Source organism: Woodsholea maritima DSM 17123 (genome assembly GCF_000382325.1).
GTDB lineage: Bacteria > Pseudomonadota > Alphaproteobacteria > Caulobacterales > Maricaulaceae > Woodsholea > Woodsholea maritima.
This window is the reverse complement of sequence record NZ_KB908061.1, coordinates 51,603-67,476: the sequence shown is the minus strand read 5'-3', so window position 1 is coordinate 67,476 and position 15,874 is coordinate 51,603. Positions and strand designations below refer to the sequence as shown.

At 57.1% G+C, this 15,874-nt stretch carries 17 protein-coding genes; 7 read left to right on the top strand and 10 right to left on the bottom strand.

Translation table 11 applies throughout. The features are described 5' to 3' along the window. Positions 1 to 35: 35 nt before the first annotated feature. Entirely contained in the window at positions 36 to 281 is a 246-nt protein-coding gene (locus H151_RS0113235; protein WP_019962148.1) for a hypothetical protein, read from the bottom strand. A 694-nt stretch (positions 282 to 975) separates the two neighbouring features. Beyond that, positions 976 to 2,859 (bottom strand): ABC-F family ATP-binding cassette domain-containing protein, encoded by a 1,884-nt coding sequence (locus H151_RS0113225; RefSeq protein WP_019962146.1) that lies wholly within the window; start codon positions 2,857 to 2,859, stop codon positions 976 to 978. A gap of 97 nt (positions 2,860 to 2,956) precedes the next feature. On the opposite strand from H151_RS0113225, the gene ndk reads away from it, so the two are divergent. Next, a complete protein-coding gene (gene ndk / locus H151_RS0113220) occupies positions 2,957 to 3,379 on the top strand; it encodes a nucleoside-diphosphate kinase (protein ID WP_019962145.1) in 423 nt (140 codons plus the stop codon). Positions 3,380 to 3,500: 121 nt separating this feature from the next. On the opposite strand, the gene H151_RS0113215 is transcribed toward ndk, so the two are convergent. The 7 genes from H151_RS0113215 to H151_RS0113185 all read right to left on the bottom strand — a co-directional run bounded on the left by H151_RS0113215 (position 3,501) and on the right by H151_RS0113185 (position 8,974). Continuing rightward, the gene (locus tag H151_RS0113215) at positions 3,501 to 4,025 is read right to left on the bottom strand and encodes a hypothetical protein (RefSeq protein WP_019962144.1); all 525 of its coding nucleotides are present in this window, start codon (positions 4,023 to 4,025) and stop codon (positions 3,501 to 3,503) included. Beyond that, complete coding sequence (locus H151_RS0113210; RefSeq protein WP_019962143.1) at positions 4,018 to 4,479, bottom strand: hypothetical protein; 462 nt, start codon at positions 4,477 to 4,479, stop codon at positions 4,018 to 4,020. Before H151_RS0113210 ends, H151_RS0113215 begins: the two co-directional genes overlap by 8 nt. Before the next feature lie 9 nt (positions 4,480 to 4,488). Then, positions 4,489 to 5,025: a hypothetical protein gene (locus H151_RS0113205; protein ID WP_019962142.1), complete on the bottom strand. Its 537-nt coding sequence runs from the start codon at positions 5,023 to 5,025 to the stop codon at positions 4,489 to 4,491. Positions 5,026 to 5,163: 138 nt separating this feature from the next. Next, a complete protein-coding gene (locus tag H151_RS0113200; RefSeq protein WP_019962141.1) occupies positions 5,164 to 5,931 on the bottom strand; it encodes a hypothetical protein in 768 nt (255 codons plus the stop codon). 2 nt (positions 5,932 to 5,933) lie between these two features. Continuing rightward, entirely contained in the window at positions 5,934 to 6,308 is a 375-nt protein-coding gene (locus H151_RS0113195; protein ID WP_019962140.1) for a hypothetical protein, read from the bottom strand. Between the two features lie 168 nt (positions 6,309 to 6,476). Continuing rightward, positions 6,477 to 7,928 (bottom strand): catalase, encoded by a 1,452-nt coding sequence (locus H151_RS0113190; protein WP_019962139.1) that lies wholly within the window; start codon positions 7,926 to 7,928, stop codon positions 6,477 to 6,479. A gap of 95 nt (positions 7,929 to 8,023) precedes the next feature. Then, positions 8,024 to 8,974, bottom strand: a complete 951-nt coding sequence (locus H151_RS0113185) for an isopenicillin N synthase family dioxygenase (protein WP_019962138.1) — start codon at positions 8,972 to 8,974, stop codon at positions 8,024 to 8,026. Between the two features lie 117 nt (positions 8,975 to 9,091). Here H151_RS0113185 and H151_RS0113180 point away from each other — a divergent pair, with 117 nt between their 5' ends. From H151_RS0113180 to H151_RS0113165, 4 genes are all read left to right on the top strand, one after another. After that, positions 9,092 to 9,757, top strand: a complete 666-nt coding sequence (locus tag H151_RS0113180; protein WP_019962137.1) for a glutathione S-transferase family protein — start codon at positions 9,092 to 9,094, stop codon at positions 9,755 to 9,757. A 116-nt stretch (positions 9,758 to 9,873) separates the two neighbouring features. After that, positions 9,874 to 10,539 carry a glutathione S-transferase C-terminal domain-containing protein gene (locus tag H151_RS0113175; RefSeq protein ID WP_019962136.1) on the top strand — a complete coding sequence of 222 codons (666 nt, stop codon included), beginning with the start codon at positions 9,874 to 9,876 and terminating at the stop codon, positions 10,537 to 10,539. 97 nt (positions 10,540 to 10,636) lie between these two features. After that, positions 10,637 to 12,202, top strand: a complete 1,566-nt coding sequence (locus H151_RS0113170) for a hypothetical protein (RefSeq protein WP_019962135.1) — start codon at positions 10,637 to 10,639, stop codon at positions 12,200 to 12,202. Between the two features lie 165 nt (positions 12,203 to 12,367). Continuing rightward, positions 12,368 to 12,640, top strand: coding sequence for an SEL1-like repeat protein (locus H151_RS0113165; RefSeq protein WP_026354012.1), 273 nt, complete (start codon positions 12,368 to 12,370; stop codon positions 12,638 to 12,640). 143 nt (positions 12,641 to 12,783) lie between these two features. On the opposite strand, the gene H151_RS0113160 is transcribed toward H151_RS0113165, so the two are convergent. Next, complete coding sequence (locus H151_RS0113160) at positions 12,784 to 13,524, bottom strand: polysaccharide biosynthesis/export family protein (RefSeq protein WP_019962133.1); 741 nt, start codon at positions 13,522 to 13,524, stop codon at positions 12,784 to 12,786. A gap of 91 nt (positions 13,525 to 13,615) precedes the next feature. Between H151_RS0113160 and H151_RS0113155 the strand changes: the two genes are divergently transcribed. Both H151_RS0113155 and H151_RS0113150 read left to right on the top strand, forming a co-directional pair. Beyond that, on the top strand, positions 13,616 to 15,178 hold the full coding sequence (locus H151_RS0113155) for a GumC family protein (protein WP_019962132.1): 1,563 nt from the start codon (positions 13,616 to 13,618) through the stop codon (positions 15,176 to 15,178). Positions 15,179 to 15,235: 57 nt separating this feature from the next. Then, on the top strand, positions 15,236 to 15,871 hold the full coding sequence (locus tag H151_RS0113150; protein ID WP_019962131.1) for a P-loop NTPase family protein: 636 nt from the start codon (positions 15,236 to 15,238) through the stop codon (positions 15,869 to 15,871). Positions 15,872 to 15,874: the final 3 nt, after the last annotated feature.

Here is a 15,874-nt window from a genome sequence, read left to right as displayed (position 1 = left end):
TACGCTGCGCTTGGCCGGGATGACAGGGCGCTTCTTTATGATCTAGACCCCGGATCAAGTCCGGGGCCGTGATTTATTTTAGCATCCTCGCTTCGCTTCGCTGCGGGCGCGCGTTCGCGCTTGCGATCCTTCAGATCGAAGACGCGTTCCCGGCCAAGCGATAGCGCAGAGCCGGGATCCATGGATCCCCAGACGCGTACCGCGTCGGGGATGACGCGAAAGAGGCTTTCAGATCTGCCTTCGTCATTGCCGACGCCGAAGGCGTCTGGCAATCCATACATGTGTCACCCCAAACTTGATTTGGGGGCCATGCCGGACGGGCTGCGCTGGGTTCTGGTCGGTCAAAATTTGACACTCGGTCACGGCATGGATCCCGGCTCTACGCTGCGCTTGGCCGGGATGACAATGTCTTGTGCTCCCTCGTTTACGGGGGAGCTGTCAGCGTCGCTGACTGAGGGCGCGCGCGCGGAGGGTTCTTACTGCGTGGACTTTTGCCCGACAGGCATGGCCCCCTGCGGCCTTTCAGGCCACCTCCCCCGTAAACAGGGGAGGATAAGTCTACCCTGATCTGTCATCCCCGACTTGATCGGGGATCTAGTGTGCGGGATGGCAAACTCAATTGATCCCGGATCTCACTGATGTTCGTCCGGGATGACAGGGCGATTCTTTATGATCTAGACCCCGGATCACGTCCGGGGCCGTGATTTATTTTAGCATCCTCGCTTCGCTTCGCTGCGGGCGCGCGTTCGCGCTTGCGATCCTTCAGATCGAAGACGCGTTCCCGGCCAAGCGTTAGCGTAGAGCCGGGATCCATGGATCCCCAGACGCGTACCGCGTCGGGGATGACGCGAAAGAGGCTTTCAGATCTGCCTTCGTCATTGCCGACGCCGAAGGCGTCTGGCAATCCATACATGTGTCACCCCAAACTTGATTTGGAATCCATGGAGAGCCGGGGGCTATACTGCAGGGTTGGGATTAATCCTCGGCTTCGGCCTCTTCGAGTTGAGTGGCGACGTCGAGCCAGTTTTCCTCGGCCTTTTCCAGTAATTCCTCGGCGCGGGCGCGTTTTTTGTTCAGCTCGGTCGCGGTTGTGGGATCCTTCTCCCACAGGCCCGGCACGGCCAGACCCTTATCCAGGGTGACGAGAATGCCCTTCAGGCGCTCGATTTCCTTTTCCCATTTCGCCGCTTCGGCTTTTAAGGGCTTCAAGGCTTCGCGCTTTTCCGCCGCTGAGCGTCGACGCACCGCCTTTTCATCGGGCTTGGCCTTGGCTTTGGATTTCTCGCCATCCTCTTCCCCTTTGAGGAGGAAGCGGCGATAAGCCTCCATATCCTCATTATACGGCCCAACCGTGCCATTGGCGCACAGCCAGAGCCTATCCACACAGCTTTCAATCAGATAGCGGTCATGCGAGATGACCAGAACGGCCCCCTCATAGGTGTTGATCGCCTCAATCAGGGCCGCGCGGCTATCCATATCCAAATGGTTGGTCGGCTCGTCGAGGATGAGGAGGTGGGCGCCATGAAAGCTGATGAGGTTCATCAACAGGCGCGCTTTTTCACCGCCCGAAAGATTTTCCGCCGGCGTTTCCTGACGATCAGAGGGCAGGCCAAAGCGGGCCAGACGCGCGCGGCGCTGGGCCTCAGTGGCGTCGGGCATCAGCTCGATGACATGTTCATAGGCCGAGGTTTTGGGATGCAGCGCGTCGATCTGGTGCTGGGCAAAATGGGCGATGACCAGCTTTTTATGCTTCTTCATAGTGCCATCAAGCACGTCGATTTGATCGGTCAACAGCTTGGCGAGCGTAGATTTACCCGCACCATTGCGCCCTAACAGGCCGATGCGATCATCGCCATCAATGCGTAAATTCATGCCCTTTAAGATGGGCTTTTCCGGGTCATAGCCCGTGGCCCCATCCTCGATGCGCACAATGGGGGGCGACATGCGCCGCTGGGCCATGGGGAGATCGAAGGGCGCCACCGGATCATCGACCGCCGTGGCGATGGGCTGCATCTTCTCCATCCGCTTGACGCGCGACTGGGCCTGTTTGGCTTTGCTGGCCTTGGCCTTGAAGCGATCTACGAAGGCTTGCAGCTTGCGCCGCTCATCATCTTGGCGCTCTTTCAATTTCATCTGCAGGCGCTGGCGTTCGGCCAATTGACGCTCGAAATTATCAAACGGCCCGTCCCAGATCGTGATCTTGCAATCTTTCAAATGCGCGATCAAATCGGTGCAACTGTTAAGCAGCTCGCGGTCGTGGGAGATCAAGAACACTGCGCCGGGGAATTTCTTGATATAGGCCTCCAGCCAGATCGCGCCTTCCAGATCGAGATAATTGGTCGGCTCATCGAGGAGGAGGAGGTCGGGGCGCGCAAACAAGGTCGCCGCCAAGGCCGCGCGCATGCGCCAGCCGCCGGAAAAATCGCTACAGGGCCGGCGCTGATCCTCGGCGCTAAAGCCCAGACCATGCAGGATGGAGCCTGCGCGCGCTTCGGCGGAATGGGCCTCAATATCGGCCAGGCGGGTCTGGATCTCGGCGATGTCATGGGCATCGGTGGCCGTTTCGGCGCGCGCCAACAGATCGGCGCGCTCATGATCGGCGCTCAAGACGAAATCGAGGATGGAGATCGGCCCGCCGGGGGCCTCCTGCTCGACACTGCCCACGCGGGTGCTGGGGTGAATGCTGATCGAGCCATCATCGGGGCTGATCTCGCCGCGGATCAGGCGGAACAGGGTCGATTTACCCGTACCATTACGCCCGACAAAACCCATCTTGGTTTTGGCCGGCAACATAAAGGTCGTCTGCTCAAAAAGCAGTCGTCCTTCTATACGATAAGTGAGGTCATTGATGTGCAACATGGGAAGGGGGAGCTAGCACGCCTTCACAGATCGCGAAAGCCCGGTTATAAGCCGCGCGACTTCGTTTTCTCACCATGTCTTAGAAGGATAAAAGACTATGGCGCTGCAACGCACCTTTTCTATCATCAAGCCAGACGCAACTGCACGCAATCTGACGGGCAAAATCAACGCCAAAATCGAAGAGGCTGGCCTGCGCATCATCGCGCAAAAGCGCATTCACCTGACCAAGGCTCAGGCTGAAACCTTCTACGGCGTGCACAAAGAGCGCGGCTTCTTCAACGACCTGGTCTCTTTCATGATCTCTGGCCCCGTTGTGGTTCAGGTTCTCGAAGGTGAAAACGCCATCGCGAAATATCGCGAGCTGATGGGCGCCACCAACCCCGCTGACGCTGCAGAAGGCACCATCCGTAAAGAATTCGCAGAAAGCATTGATGCCAATTCTGTACACGGTTCAGACGCCGAAGAGACCGCAGCGGTTGAGATCGCTTACTTCTTCGCCGGTACTGAGATTGTTGGCTAAGCATTTTCAGCAGAAGTGGGAACCAGTTCTGCGCTTGGAAAATGCGTCCAGAATGGGTCTAAGCCCGATCTTTCACACTGAAGCGTTTCAAACCCCGCCGGAGCCATCCGGCGGGGTTTTGTTATGCGTGGAGACGCTCAACGCCATAGCACTTAAGTAGGCGCAGATGAAGGCTTGCAGCAATGATCATGCTGGGAAGGCTCAGCGCAATACTTCCAAGGGTCCATGGGGCAATTACGCCCAAGCTTTGGCCGGTCACCATGGCACTGATCAGGCTGACAAGCCCTATCACGACCAAGATTGAAAGCGCGGCGCTGAGCTGGCAATAGGTCTTCAGCTTCTTCGGTGTGATCAGATTGTTGTGGGCCAATTGGCTCCAAGTGAGATTGCACACCAAGGTGATAGGCCAGGTGCCGAGAAAAACCATCGCAAAAAAGGTCGCAAAAGCTCCCCCGATCAAAGCCAGCGGCAGGCTCGCCAGCAGCGTGCCGGCATCGGCGGCATTGAGGCTGGCGCGATAGAGGAAATAGGGAATAGTCAGGTTAACGGCCAAACAGGCACTGAGGATCAATGTCAGCGCGTGGATGCGATAAAAGAAGCGGGTACGCATGCGCTCATGACGCATGCGGTAGAGGGGCTCATCCACGTCGATAGCCCCAGGCCGAAATCACTGTGCCGACGCCAAGCCCGCCAAGCGCTGCGGGTAGGGCCATGATCAGCGCTGCGGATGGCGTTTGGGTGAGCAGCGTCCACGCCGTGACCAGGGTGAGGCCCGCGATAATCATGGCAACCTGCAAATGATGTCGCTCGCGCCAGCCCTTTGTGTGGGCGATCCACCAGGCGAGCACGATGGGAAAACTGCCCAAGATATAGGTGATCGCAATCGCGGCGATCAGGGCAAAGCCAAGATCCGGCAGAAAGGCGATCAGCTGGTTGATGGCTTCGCAAAAGTCATGCGGTAATTGGCTGCGCACCACCGGATTGACCAGATTGTCATAGCCAAAGGCCAGTAACAGCGAAAGCGGCGTGGCGATCACCGCGGCGATCAAAGGGCTCAAGGCCAGGGATAGGATTAAATAAGGATAGCGAAGTGTTTTCATAGTGATGTTTTAGGACGAGACGTGCTGGCTCTCGCGATACCCCCAGGCACTGATAATCATGCCGACAGCATAGCCTGCGATAAGAGCGGGTAAAATGAAAATCACGCTCATGCTGGGCTCGCCATTGAGACAGGCATATGCGATGGCAAAGATCAGACCGGCGGCCATGCTGGCCCAGCGGATCTGTTTAGGCGCGCGCCAGCCCTTATAATGAAATAGCGCCCAGAGCCCCACAATCGGCAGCACCCCAAAGATATAGGTCATCGGGATGGCGATAATCAGACTGAGAAGACTTAAAGCGATGAACCCACCCAGGGTCGAAAACAGGCTGTCCAGGGTGAGATTTCCAGGACCGAACGTGTCCGGCATGGTGACCCAGTCGATGACGAAAACCGTCAACACCACCAAGGGCCCACCGATAAGACCCGCGAGAGCGGGGCTGAGCGCGAGGGCTGCGATCAAGTTTGGCCAGCGGGGCTGACGCAAGGCGGGCTTGGGCGCGAGATCGCAAGAGGGCGGTGTCGGGGCATTGGGGCGCTCGGTCATCCTGGATCTCCTTTGAGTTCTAAATTCGTAATTTCTGTTATAACAGAAATAGAGAGGCGTGCAATTCCAAGGTGCGGATTCTCGTATAGCGTACCCAACATTCCTATGAAAGCAGGGACTTTTTACACGCGAGGGGTTTTAAGCTGGTTTCTTGGCGATGGCTTCGATGCGCGCGATGAGGGGTTCTTGGGTGATGCCCACCACCAGACCGAATAAGAGGCCGGAGAGGGCCTTGGCATCAAATTCGGAGATGGCAAGCTCGCCCACCTCAATTTGAAATACGCCCGCTTTGAGGAAAATCGCGGTGACGCACAAGAGCACGAGGGCAAAGGCCGCGCGCATCCAGGGCGAAAACCGATCGGCATCAATGGCGTGTAGATCATAGAAGTTGACGGTTTTACAGCGCATAAAGGCGGTGAGGGTCAGGCCCAGACATAATCCGGGCAGGGTGCTCAACACTACCGGGTTAAAGGCCCAAGGTGTTAACACCAAAAGCCCATAAAGCAGGAGCGCCAGCGCCGCGCAGGTCCCAAAAACGATGGCGTAGAGTTTGAGGGTTTTCGTCATATGCTGGGATATGACTTTGCCCTTTTCACTGTTGTGAAAGCGTTGTTGCAGATTGGCCAGCGTCAACTCGGCCTGTTGGGGCTGAGCGGTGGGGCCTTTCAGACCATATTGAGCCAGCGCGAGCAGCTCGCCATAATAATCTTTGAACACCTTATCTTGGGGCTGATACAGCGCGCGCAGGACCGAGAGCGTGCGCTCGATATTGGATTTCAGCTGGCTGTAAGCGGGTGGAATATCACGCGCCTCTAGCGTCAATTCAAAGGCGATATCATCGGGGTGATCGCTGTTTTCTGGATAGGCATAAACCAGATAGAGGCCATTGGGCAGGGGATCGCTCATGATTATTGTCCACAATGGGTACAGCCAGCGGGATTGTGTGTGGTCTTGCCGAGCGGCATGCGCCGCTGACAGACCGGACAGATCCGCGGGCTAAAAGAAATGCCCAACTCGCCCAAGGGATTGAGATCTTCGAAATCAGCCCCCGCGATACCCTCTTGAGGAAGGGTGACGGCTTGCTCGCCGCTTTCGATCAGATCGTCCAAGGGTGCGGTGGTGGACAGGCTTAAAGCGTCGTATAGACGCTTGATGATCGTGACCAGTTGGTTTTGCTCATCATGAGAATAGTTCTGCCAACCCTCAACACTTTGATTTTTATCAGCAAGATCTAACAGGAAGCTTGCCAAATGTTGGCGCAGATCATCGGTGGATTGGGTCATGGTGCTACCAGATACCGCGAAGGCTAATTCTTCAAACTGAGGTTGTTACATCAAGTTTTGCGTGCCATGGCAATAGAAAAAGGGCCTAGCTTTAGCCAGGCCCTTGGAAGTTTGGAGACCTCCGCCCGCGTGGTCGGCGCGCGAAGGCGGGACTTAGAGGTACGCCTTTCAGCGCGCTTGAAGCGCGCGGCGAACCCCCTGGCCATAATCGGGATGGATCTGATCAAACAGCGCGAGCTGGCGTTCAATGATATTCACCGGCACACCGGCCATGGCATCAGCGATATTGGAGAACAGGCGCGCCTTTTCGCCCTCATCAAAGAGGTTGAACAGCGCGCGAGGCTGGCTGAAATCATCATTGCCTTCGCGGTGATCATAGCGCTCAGCGTCGCCCGAAATCCGCAAAGGCGGCTCGGCTACGCTTGGGTCTTCCTTGGCACCGTCAAAGGAGTTCGGCTCATAATACGCATCCAGCGAGCCGGATTGATGGCCCATAAAATTCATCTGACCGTCTTTATGGTAGTGATGAACGGGGCATTTGGGCTGATTGACCGGCAGGGCTTCATAATGCGTGCCCAGACGATAGCGGTGGGCATCGGCATAAGAGAAGATCCGCGCTTGCAGCATTTTATCCGGCGAGACACCAATGCCTGGCACGGTGTTGGACGGGCTGAAGGCGGCTTGTTCAATCTGGGCGAAGTAATTATCCGCATTGCGGTTTAATTCCATCACGCCAACTTCGATCAGGGGGAAGTCCCCATGGGGCCAGACTTTGGTGAGGTCGAAGGGATTGAAGCTTTGGTTCTCGGCCTCGCGTTCGGGCATGACCTGAATGAAGACTTTCCATTGCGGGCGGGCCCCGCCTTCAATCGCGCCAAACAGAGCCTCTTGATAGGTTTCGCGGCTTTCGCCCACGATCTGTTTTGCCTCTTCATTGGTGAAGTGGGCATGGCCTTGTTGGGTTTTGAAGTGGAATTTGACCCAGAAGCGCTCGCCCTGATCATTCCACAGGCTATAGGTATGACTGCCATAGCCATTCATATGCATGGGGGTTTGCGGCAGGCCGCGGTCCGACATCAAGATCGTCACTTGGTGCAGGCTTTCCGGGCTGAGGCTCCAGAAATCCCACATCGCGGTGGCGCTGCGCAGATGGGTTTTGGGGTGACGCTTTTGGGTGTGAATGAAGTCCGGGAATTTATAGGGATCACGTACAAAGAACACCGGCGTGTTATTACCGACCAAATCCCAATTGCCTTCTTCGGTATAGAATTTCAGGGCGAAGCCGCGCACATCGCGCTCGGCATCGGCGGCACCCAACTCACCGGCTACGGTGGAGAAGCGCGCCAGCATATCGGTTGTCTTGCCGACTTCGTTGAAAACGGCGGCGCGGGAATAGGCGGTGATGTCGTTGGTAACGGTAAAAGTACCAAAAGCGCCCCAACCCTTGGCGTGGACAACACGCTCGGGGATGCGCTCGCGGTTCTGATGGGCCAGCTTTTCAATCAGCTGATAGTCTTGCAATAAAACAGGCCCGCGCTCACCGGCGGTCAGGCTGTTTTGATTATCGGCGATCGGGGCACCGGCGGTCGTCGTCAGGCGTGGGGGTGTACGCGTGGTCATCGGGGCGTCTCCTTTGGCGCTTTAGCTGTTAGGATCATGCCCCTGATGAATGCATAAGGGAAATTGATAGTTCCACTTTCAGGTATTGAAAGCCTCTATTTGAGACCGATTTCCTTTAAGCGCTCATCCAGATAGTCATTGGCGGTTATGGCTTGGCCTGCATATTGATCGGGGTGATCGTCATCGACACATTGCGCCAAGGTTTCAATCAGGAAATCCGGATTGAAGTGTAGAAAGAAGGGCGTGGAATAGCGCGAGAAGCCTGCGCGCTCTTTAGGGGGATTGACCACGCGATGGGTGGTGGAGGGCAATTGGTGATTGGTGAGCCGCGCCAACATATCGCCGATATTGACCACCAAGGCCCCTTGGGGCGGGCTGATCTCCAGCCAGTCACCCTGTCGCGTTTTCACCTGTAGGCCCGCTTCTTCCGCGCCCAAGAGGAGCGTGATGACATTGATGTCTTCATGGGCACCCGCGCGCACCCCGGCCGGATCGCCTTGGATCGGAGGGTAATGGAGCAGGCGCAACACGGAGTTGCCCTGATCCACCGCCTTATCGAACCAGTTTTCTTCCAGGCCTAGATGACGCGCAATCGCGCGCAATAAGATCGCGCCCATCTCATCGAGGGCCGTGAACAGCGCACGGGTGGCTTCATCAAAACCGGGGCGCTCGGCCACGCTGATATTGGCGGGCATATAGGCTTCAAACTTATGACCCGCAGGCAGATCGCGTCCGCGGTGCCAGAATTCTTTCAGATCGCGCTGGCTGGCTCCTTTGGCGATTTCAATCCCGAAGGGGGTGTAGCCGCGTGCTCCGCCGCCGCCTTCGACATGATAGTGACGCTTCACCGCGTCAGGCAGGGCGAAGAAGGCCTTGGTTTCGCGCACGGCCGTGTCGATAATGGCTTGATCCACGCTGTGATCACACACAACGCCAAAGCCAAATTCACGGAATGATCCGCATAGGGCATCGCAAAAGCCTTGCGGGTCATGGTCAGCTTGGCGCAAGGATACAGGGGTGAGGCGGGGGGCTGTGATCTCGGTCATATTTGCGATGTAGCCGCAAATCGCGAAGTCGTGAAGTGGGCAGATGCTTGAATCCTAAGTTCGCAGTCTTATCTCAGCCTCTAACAATTTGATGCGCCTTTACCTTTGGAGAAAAGAATGTCGCAGTCTGCCGCTTTGGACCTCTATTTCTGGGCCACACCTAACGGATTAAAAATCACCATTGCCTTGGCTGAGCTGGGCCTCGATTACACTTTAATCCCGGTCAATATCTCAAAAGGTGAGCAGTTTGCGCCGGATTTCCTGAAGATCAGCCCCAATAACCGCATGCCCGCTCTTGTCGATCGCGAGGGGCCTGACGGGCAAACCGTCTCCATCTTTGAATCCGGCGCAATCTTGCAATATCTGGCACGCAAAACCGGGCAGCTCTACGGGACGAATGAAGTTGAGCGTATCCAGGTTGAACAATGGCTGATGTGGCAGATGGGCGGTTTAGGCCCGATGGCCGGTCAAAGCTATCACTTCAATATTTCTGCGCCCGAAGCCGGTTTCAGCGCCGATGAGCTGTCCTATGGTCAAGCACGCTATCGCAATGAAGTCGCGCGCCTTTATGGCGTGATGGAGCGCAATCTCGCCGATGGACGCCTTTTTATGGCCGGCGATTTCTTCTCCATCGCCGATATCGCGATCTGGCCATGGGTCCGCGATACGACAAAGCCAGCAGATATGAGCCCTTATCCCCACTTCAAGGCCTGGTATGCCCGTGTTGGCGAACGTCCAGGTGTGCAAAGGGGCATGGGGGTGAAAGTCCCTGAAGCGGCCTAAGCCTTTGGGGCTGAAAACGCGGGAGGCGTGAAATTCTTGCGATCATGCGCTTGAATTTCATAGTTCGAATTTCCAACTTAGAGGAATTGATCCTCTAGGCTCGGGAGTTCCTTGACATGACACAGCCGCGTTTTCAGCTTTATTTCTGGCAGACCGCCAATTGTCAGAAAATCACCATCATGTTGGAAGAGTTGGGCTATGCCTATGAGATTACACCCATCAATATCACGGTGGGTGAGCAATTAGACCCGGCGTTTATTCAAAACGTTACGGTGAATAATCGGGTGCCGGTTTTGGTTGATCGCGAAGGGCCAGATGGTGCGCCGCTGACCCTTTTCGAATCTGGGGCGATTTTGAAATATCTCGCCCGCCTGTCTGGAAAACTCGCGGGCGAGACACAGCGCGAACGCGCCTTGGTCGATCAATGGCTGATGTGGCAGATGGCAGGCCTAGGCCCGATGAGTGGGCAGAGCTTCCACTTTGTTCATAGCGCGCCGGCAATGGGTCATAGTGCCCAGTCTCTTGCTTATGGCCAGACCCGCTATCGCGATGAAGTCGAGCGGCTTTATCGCGTGATGGAGCGTCATCTTGGCGATGGACGCGCTTATATGGCGGGGGAGGCTTTTTCCATCGCGGACATTGCGATCTGGCCGTGGATGATTGATGTGGTCAAACCTACGGACATGTCGCCTTTCCCTCATGTTGAAGCGTGGCATCGCCGCGTCGGCGCGCGTGATAGCGTGAAGGCGGGCATGGCTGTGCGCGTGCCGGAAGCGGTGTAACGGTCTTTCTGGGCGCGGTGTTGTAAATTTTTCCTAGGCGCTGGGCCCGCTTCATGGTTCAAAGATTATGAAGCGGGGTTAGGTCAGGGGAAGATGGGTGAGAGACCCAAGCGATTATGAGCGCATAGAGGGCGATATCGCACCTGAACCGGCCTATATGGCCGAAACCCGGCGCGTGCGCGCACGCCAAGCCGCGACGTGTAAATCCTTTGAGGCTGGCCCGATCCGTAAATTCATCTGGTGGATCTGGCTGGGTTTTGCGCGGGTGATGCGCCCCTTATCCTTTTTGGTTTGTCTGTGCCTTGCCGCGGTACTGGGCGTTTATGCGCTGATAGAGATCAGTGATGCGACGGGCTGGAACCCGGCGCTGGGCCGGGCGCAGGCCCAGATCGCGCGGATCTTTGATGAAGCCATCGAAGAGGGGGAAGACCCTTATCTATCGTGGCGCGCGGATATTCATGAGGCGCTGAAGCCGGATCGCATGGGCCGTCCCGATTTGATCCGCGCGCGCAGTGCGCTGGCCGCCATGGAAGATCGGGTCGGCATAGATCGTCTAGGCTTAGCCGCGATTGCGCGCGGTGAGGATGTCAGCGTGTTGGAGGCGCAATTGCGCAGCCTGCCCACCTGGCAACGCCATCGCCGTCTGAAATCCGCTTATGAGCAACGCCTGGCCCAGGCGCGCGTCCAGGGATTGGACCCGGCGGCTTTAATTTTCGTCTCTGAGGCCGATCAGCGCGCCTATATGCGGGGGCAAAATCTTTATGGCCGCCTGTTTCGTGAAGCAGACCTCTTTTTGAGTGCAGGCGGGGAAGGCCAGATTGATCTGGCGCAAATTCCTGGTCTTGCCCCGCGCCTGTCACCGGGCATGGTGCTGTATGGCGATGTGCGTGACACCTATCGCCAGGCCTGCGCTCTGCTGCGCGCTGAGGGCGTAGGTGAGCCCCGTTGCCAGGGCTTAGATAGTGTCGGGGCTTTGGCGGGTGATGAAGGCCTGTTGCGGCTGTCTGCTTTGAGCCTGGCTTTGCAAAGCCCGAACTTTATGTCGCCCAGCCGCGATCGTGATGAGGCTTTGGCCGGTATCGCTATGGTTAAGGCCGCCTGGGCGGCGGGTCGGTTAAGCCCCCAGATGCGCGCAGACCTTGAGGCGGCGTTGAGCGTCCTGGTATCGCATTCCGACTTGTTGCGGGCCGCCTTGGCTGACTTTCCTTTAACTACAGTGATGAATGAGCCCGAGCGCGCGGGGGCGCAGCTTCGCGCTCAACTGGGTCTGATCCATGATGCGCCGCGCGCGCTGGCGCTGGGCGAGCATTTAAGCGCCCTGGGGCGTTTGCGTGATGAGACGGGCCCGGTGATGGCCATCCGCCTGATGGAGAGCTTAGAGCGTGTGGAGGAGGGCGAGGCACTCCACCGCCTCAGCCAAAAGGCGGGGCTTCGTACCTTGGCGCTGTATGAGGTGACTGGGCGCGATATGTATACCCTGATCAGCGTGGCGCGTGATGTGCCCGCGCGTGCCTGGCAGATCCTTTTGGGTGCGATCGCGGCTTTCATCTGTGCACTTACGATTGTCTTAATCGCGCTCTGGCCCAGAAACCCCTTGAAAACGAGTTTTGGTGAAAGGGTTAACACGCTGGCTGCTTGGTTAATACTTGGCAAGAAAGTCTAATTAAAATAAACCTTTATTTTGTATTTTTCCTGTTTGGCGTTAACCGAATAAAAAGCTTAACCCCGCAAATATCACCTCATGCAGACAAGATCTGCTGGGTGTGGTTTTGCCTCTGACATGATCAAAAAGATCAGCAGCGGCGACAAAAATGGATGGGGTTATCCTATGGCGTTTACTGACGTAGAAACGGAAGAAGTACGCAGCGCAATCAATACAGATCCCAAAGGTGATGATCTGTGCAAGCTGGGTCTGATGTATTCCACCGGCCAATGCGGCGAAGTTGATTTTATCGAAGCCCACAAATGGTTCAATCTGGCGGCCATGATGGGCTCTGAGCCCGCCAAGCATTATCGCCGCGAAGTCTCCATGGAAATGGCGAGCGCGCAAATCGCTGAAGCACAACGCGCCGCGCGCGATTGGTTGGCGACCCGCCATTAAAGGCCGGTCCTTGATCATCAACGGCTTTGGGCAATCTGGAGCGGATATTTAAGCGCTAGAGGCGCAACACACATCATCGCGCATCCAGATTGCCAGAGCTTTATCGAAAGCTCTGGCTTTTTCATGCCTTGAGGGCAGGATTTTTAGTTGTTGTTGAAAAGCTCATTGGTAATGGCGTAGGCAAAGGCCGAATCCAGCGGCAAGATGCCCCGCACATATTGATCCACAAAGACATTGACCTCGCCAATCGTGCTGCGCGGGACGTAAACAATGTCAAAGCGTTGCAGTGGCACATTATCCAGCGTGCCTTCACGGGCCTGGGTCAGATTGACGGTGCGCATCATCACCCCACCATCGCGCGCGCGGCGCAGCAAGACCACTTCGCGCGCGCGGGCTGAAGGCTTGAAGCCCCCCGCCAGCATTACCGCTTCTAACGTGCCGATACGTGAACCGGGCATGGTGACCGGGCCGGGGGCATTAACCTCGCCGCCGACCAGAATGCGCTGCTCACCAAAGGTCAGCGGGCGCACTTCGATAATGGGATCGCGCAAAAAGCTTTGATAGCGTGCGCCAATGGCTTCGGCGGCTTCGCGCGGTGTGGCATTGCCCACCATGACGCCGCCCGCCAGGGGCAAATTCACCCGGCCATCCGGGCCAACGATGACGCTGGTCGACAGCTCCGGCGCGGTGTGAACGATCACCTCTACCGTATCTCCGGCATAAAGATGATAGAGCGGATCACTATCACTCCAGGTTTGAAACTGGGCGGGGCTGAACTGCGCCGGAGCATAGGCCGCCGGCGTGGTATTGGCACAGCCCATCAGGGCGAGGCTCGCAGCCGTTGAGGCTAAAAGCAGGGGCAGGCGTAAAAAGGGCGCGCGCATAACACTTCCGACATCGGCTAAGTGAATTTTTTCATATCTTTGCGCGTCCAAGCTAAGAAAAAATTAAGCGTAACCCGCAAAGTGTAGGTCTATGAAGGATCAATCGGCTCACGCATCTGCGCAACAGGGCCCGGAGGCGAGTGCGCGTCCGGAATGGGATTTGTTTGACCTGTTGGCCGTTCTGTGGTCGCAAAAAGGCATAATTACCCTCCTTTTCATCGTGTTATCCCTGGTGTTTGCGGGCCTGGCTTATACCCAGCTCAAGCCCAGCTATACCGCAACCTCGCGGCTTTTAGTGCTGCTGGACCAGGAAAACCCCACCCCCGGCGCGGCCGGTTCGGGCGGGGCCTTTGAATTGGAACAGGTGATGCAGTCCGAGACGGAGATTTTAAATTCCGGGACCGTTTTGCGTTTGGCGCTGGAGCGTCAAGGTGCGGGCGCAAATGCCAGTGCCTTTCGCACTATGGCGCAAAGTTTCTCGGTGGAGCGCGCGCCCAATGCTTCGGTGCTGATTGGCCGGTATAAGTCGGGCAACCCCATCGTGGCAGCCAATGCGCTGAATGCCATCGTTGATGCCTATCTGGCTTATCGCATTGAGGTTCTGGTTGATGATGGGGCTGGCGGTGTGAATGAACGCCTGTTGGCAGCCGAGCGCGCATCGCGTATCGCCCAGGCGGATTTGCGGAGCTTTTTGAATGCCCATGGTCTGATTGATTTCGAATCAGAGCTGACCAGCCAAATCGCCCAGGTCGCCGATTTGCGCACGCGTTTGTTGGCCGCTGAAGCCGCGCGCGATCAGGCCCGCGCCGGGGCCTCCGCCCTGTCGCAGCGCTTGCAAAACATCCCAGAACAGATTGAACTTTATGTTGAAAATAATGTTACGGGTCAGCTCTTAGATTTGCGGGTGCGTCGTAGTGAGTTGATTTCGCGCTATCAAGATGATGCCCCGGCGGTTCTGGCCATAGATCGTGAGATTGAAGCGCTTCAAGCCTTCATCCAGGAGGGCGGGGCCAATGGCGCGGGCCAACGTCGGCTGGGCACCAATCCGATCTATCAAGAACTTGATACCCAGCGCCTGCAGCTTGAAACCGAAGGCAGTGCGCAGGCCCGTCTGGCGCAGACCTTGAGCGCGCAGCTCGCCGCCGTGCGTGAAGATGTGGATCGTTTGCGCGGTTTACAGCCGACCTATGAGCAGCTGCGCCGCGAAGCTCAAGCCCAATCTACCGCAGCAGAACGCTTAAGCACGCAATATGCCAGCGCCGAGGCCCGCCAATCGGAAGAGCCAGGACACGCGGATAGTGTGCGTATCATCGAGCGTGCGACGGCCCCAACCCAGGCTAAATCCATGCGCAAGCTGGGGATGATGGCCGGTGTGGTCTTTGCAGGTTTGATTGCGGTCTTTGTCGGCTTCATGAAGGGCTATATCACCGTGATGATGGAGCGCCGCCGCCCGGTCATGGCGCGACCACTCGCGTCTGCGCCTTATGATGATCAAGCTGGGGTGATTCCCATGGCTCAAACCGCGCAAGCAGCCTATGCTCCCACGACGACAGGCTCCATGGATGCGCCATTATCACCGCCGCCTGCAGAGCCCGTACGACGTACGCCAAAAACCCCGGTGAGGGTGTTGGCGCGGATCCCCGAACGGGGCTAATCCACACCTCATTAACGCTCTTGGTCTAGACTAAGTTCTTAAGTGGAGGGCGTGGGTATGAATCTCACTTCGGATGTGGCGCATTTGGCGAGCAAACTGATCACACGCGGGGCCGAAGCCCGTGCGGTGATGGTTGCGCCCGTATGCCCCGGATCCGGCGCGAGCAGCGTTGCCGCCTCGCTCGCGCTCAGCGCGGCACAAACCTCCGGTCGTCCGGTATGGCTGTATGATCTTGATTTTTCAAAGAACACCCAGGCGCAACGCTTTGGTGTGACCGGGCCTGCCTATGCGGGTGATTTTGGCGATCAACGTATTTGGCGCGCTCATCCCGGCGGGGATCAGGCCCGTTTGGTACTGCGCCGTGCGGCCAGCGTGCCGGTATTCGTCAGCCAGTTTGACTATGTCCCACGCTCCATCCAGCAGCTCGATTTTGTACCCAACAAGGCTTACTGGGATCAGGCCCGCAAAAGCTGTGGCCTGGTTTTGGTCGATGTCCCGGCGCGCTTATCAGGCGCGGTGGCGTTTTCACGCAATATGGATGGGGTCATCCTGGTGGCCGATGCGAGCCGGGTCAATCAAGCCATGATTGATGACATGGCTGTCAATTTTGAAGACCAAGGCGCGCGCATTTATGGCGTCATCTTAAATCGCGATGAGCGCGGCGCGGCCATGCAGGGCCCGCGCGCGGCCTGATCG

Coding starts and splice junctions, on each gene's coding strand:
- H151_RS0113235 (WP_019962148.1), bottom strand. CDS start 281: ATGTATGGATTGCCAGACGCCTTCGGCGTCGGCAATGACGAAGGCAGA.
- H151_RS0113225 (WP_019962146.1), bottom strand. CDS start 2,859: ATGTTGCACATCAATGACCTCACTTATCGTATAGAAGGACGACTGCTT.
- ndk (WP_019962145.1), top strand. CDS start 2,957: ATGGCGCTGCAACGCACCTTTTCTATCATCAAGCCAGACGCAACTGCA.
- H151_RS0113210 (WP_019962143.1), bottom strand. CDS start 4,479: ATGAAAACACTTCGCTATCCTTATTTAATCCTATCCCTGGCCTTGAGC.
- H151_RS0113205 (WP_019962142.1), bottom strand. CDS start 5,025: ATGACCGAGCGCCCCAATGCCCCGACACCGCCCTCTTGCGATCTCGCG.
- H151_RS0113200 (WP_019962141.1), bottom strand. CDS start 5,931: ATGAGCGATCCCCTGCCCAATGGCCTCTATCTGGTTTATGCCTATCCA.
- H151_RS0113195 (WP_019962140.1), bottom strand. CDS start 6,308: ATGACCCAATCCACCGATGATCTGCGCCAACATTTGGCAAGCTTCCTG.
- H151_RS0113190 (WP_019962139.1), bottom strand. CDS start 7,928: ATGACCACGCGTACACCCCCACGCCTGACGACGACCGCCGGTGCCCCG.
- H151_RS0113185 (WP_019962138.1), bottom strand. CDS start 8,974: ATGACCGAGATCACAGCCCCCCGCCTCACCCCTGTATCCTTGCGCCAA.
- H151_RS0113180 (WP_019962137.1), top strand. CDS start 9,092: ATGTCGCAGTCTGCCGCTTTGGACCTCTATTTCTGGGCCACACCTAAC.
- H151_RS0113175 (WP_019962136.1), top strand. CDS start 9,874: ATGACACAGCCGCGTTTTCAGCTTTATTTCTGGCAGACCGCCAATTGT.
- H151_RS0113165 (WP_026354012.1), top strand. CDS start 12,368: ATGGCGTTTACTGACGTAGAAACGGAAGAAGTACGCAGCGCAATCAAT.
- H151_RS0113160 (WP_019962133.1), bottom strand. CDS start 13,524: ATGCGCGCGCCCTTTTTACGCCTGCCCCTGCTTTTAGCCTCAACGGCT.
- H151_RS0113155 (WP_019962132.1), top strand. CDS start 13,616: ATGAAGGATCAATCGGCTCACGCATCTGCGCAACAGGGCCCGGAGGCG.
- H151_RS0113150 (WP_019962131.1), top strand. CDS start 15,236: ATGAATCTCACTTCGGATGTGGCGCATTTGGCGAGCAAACTGATCACA.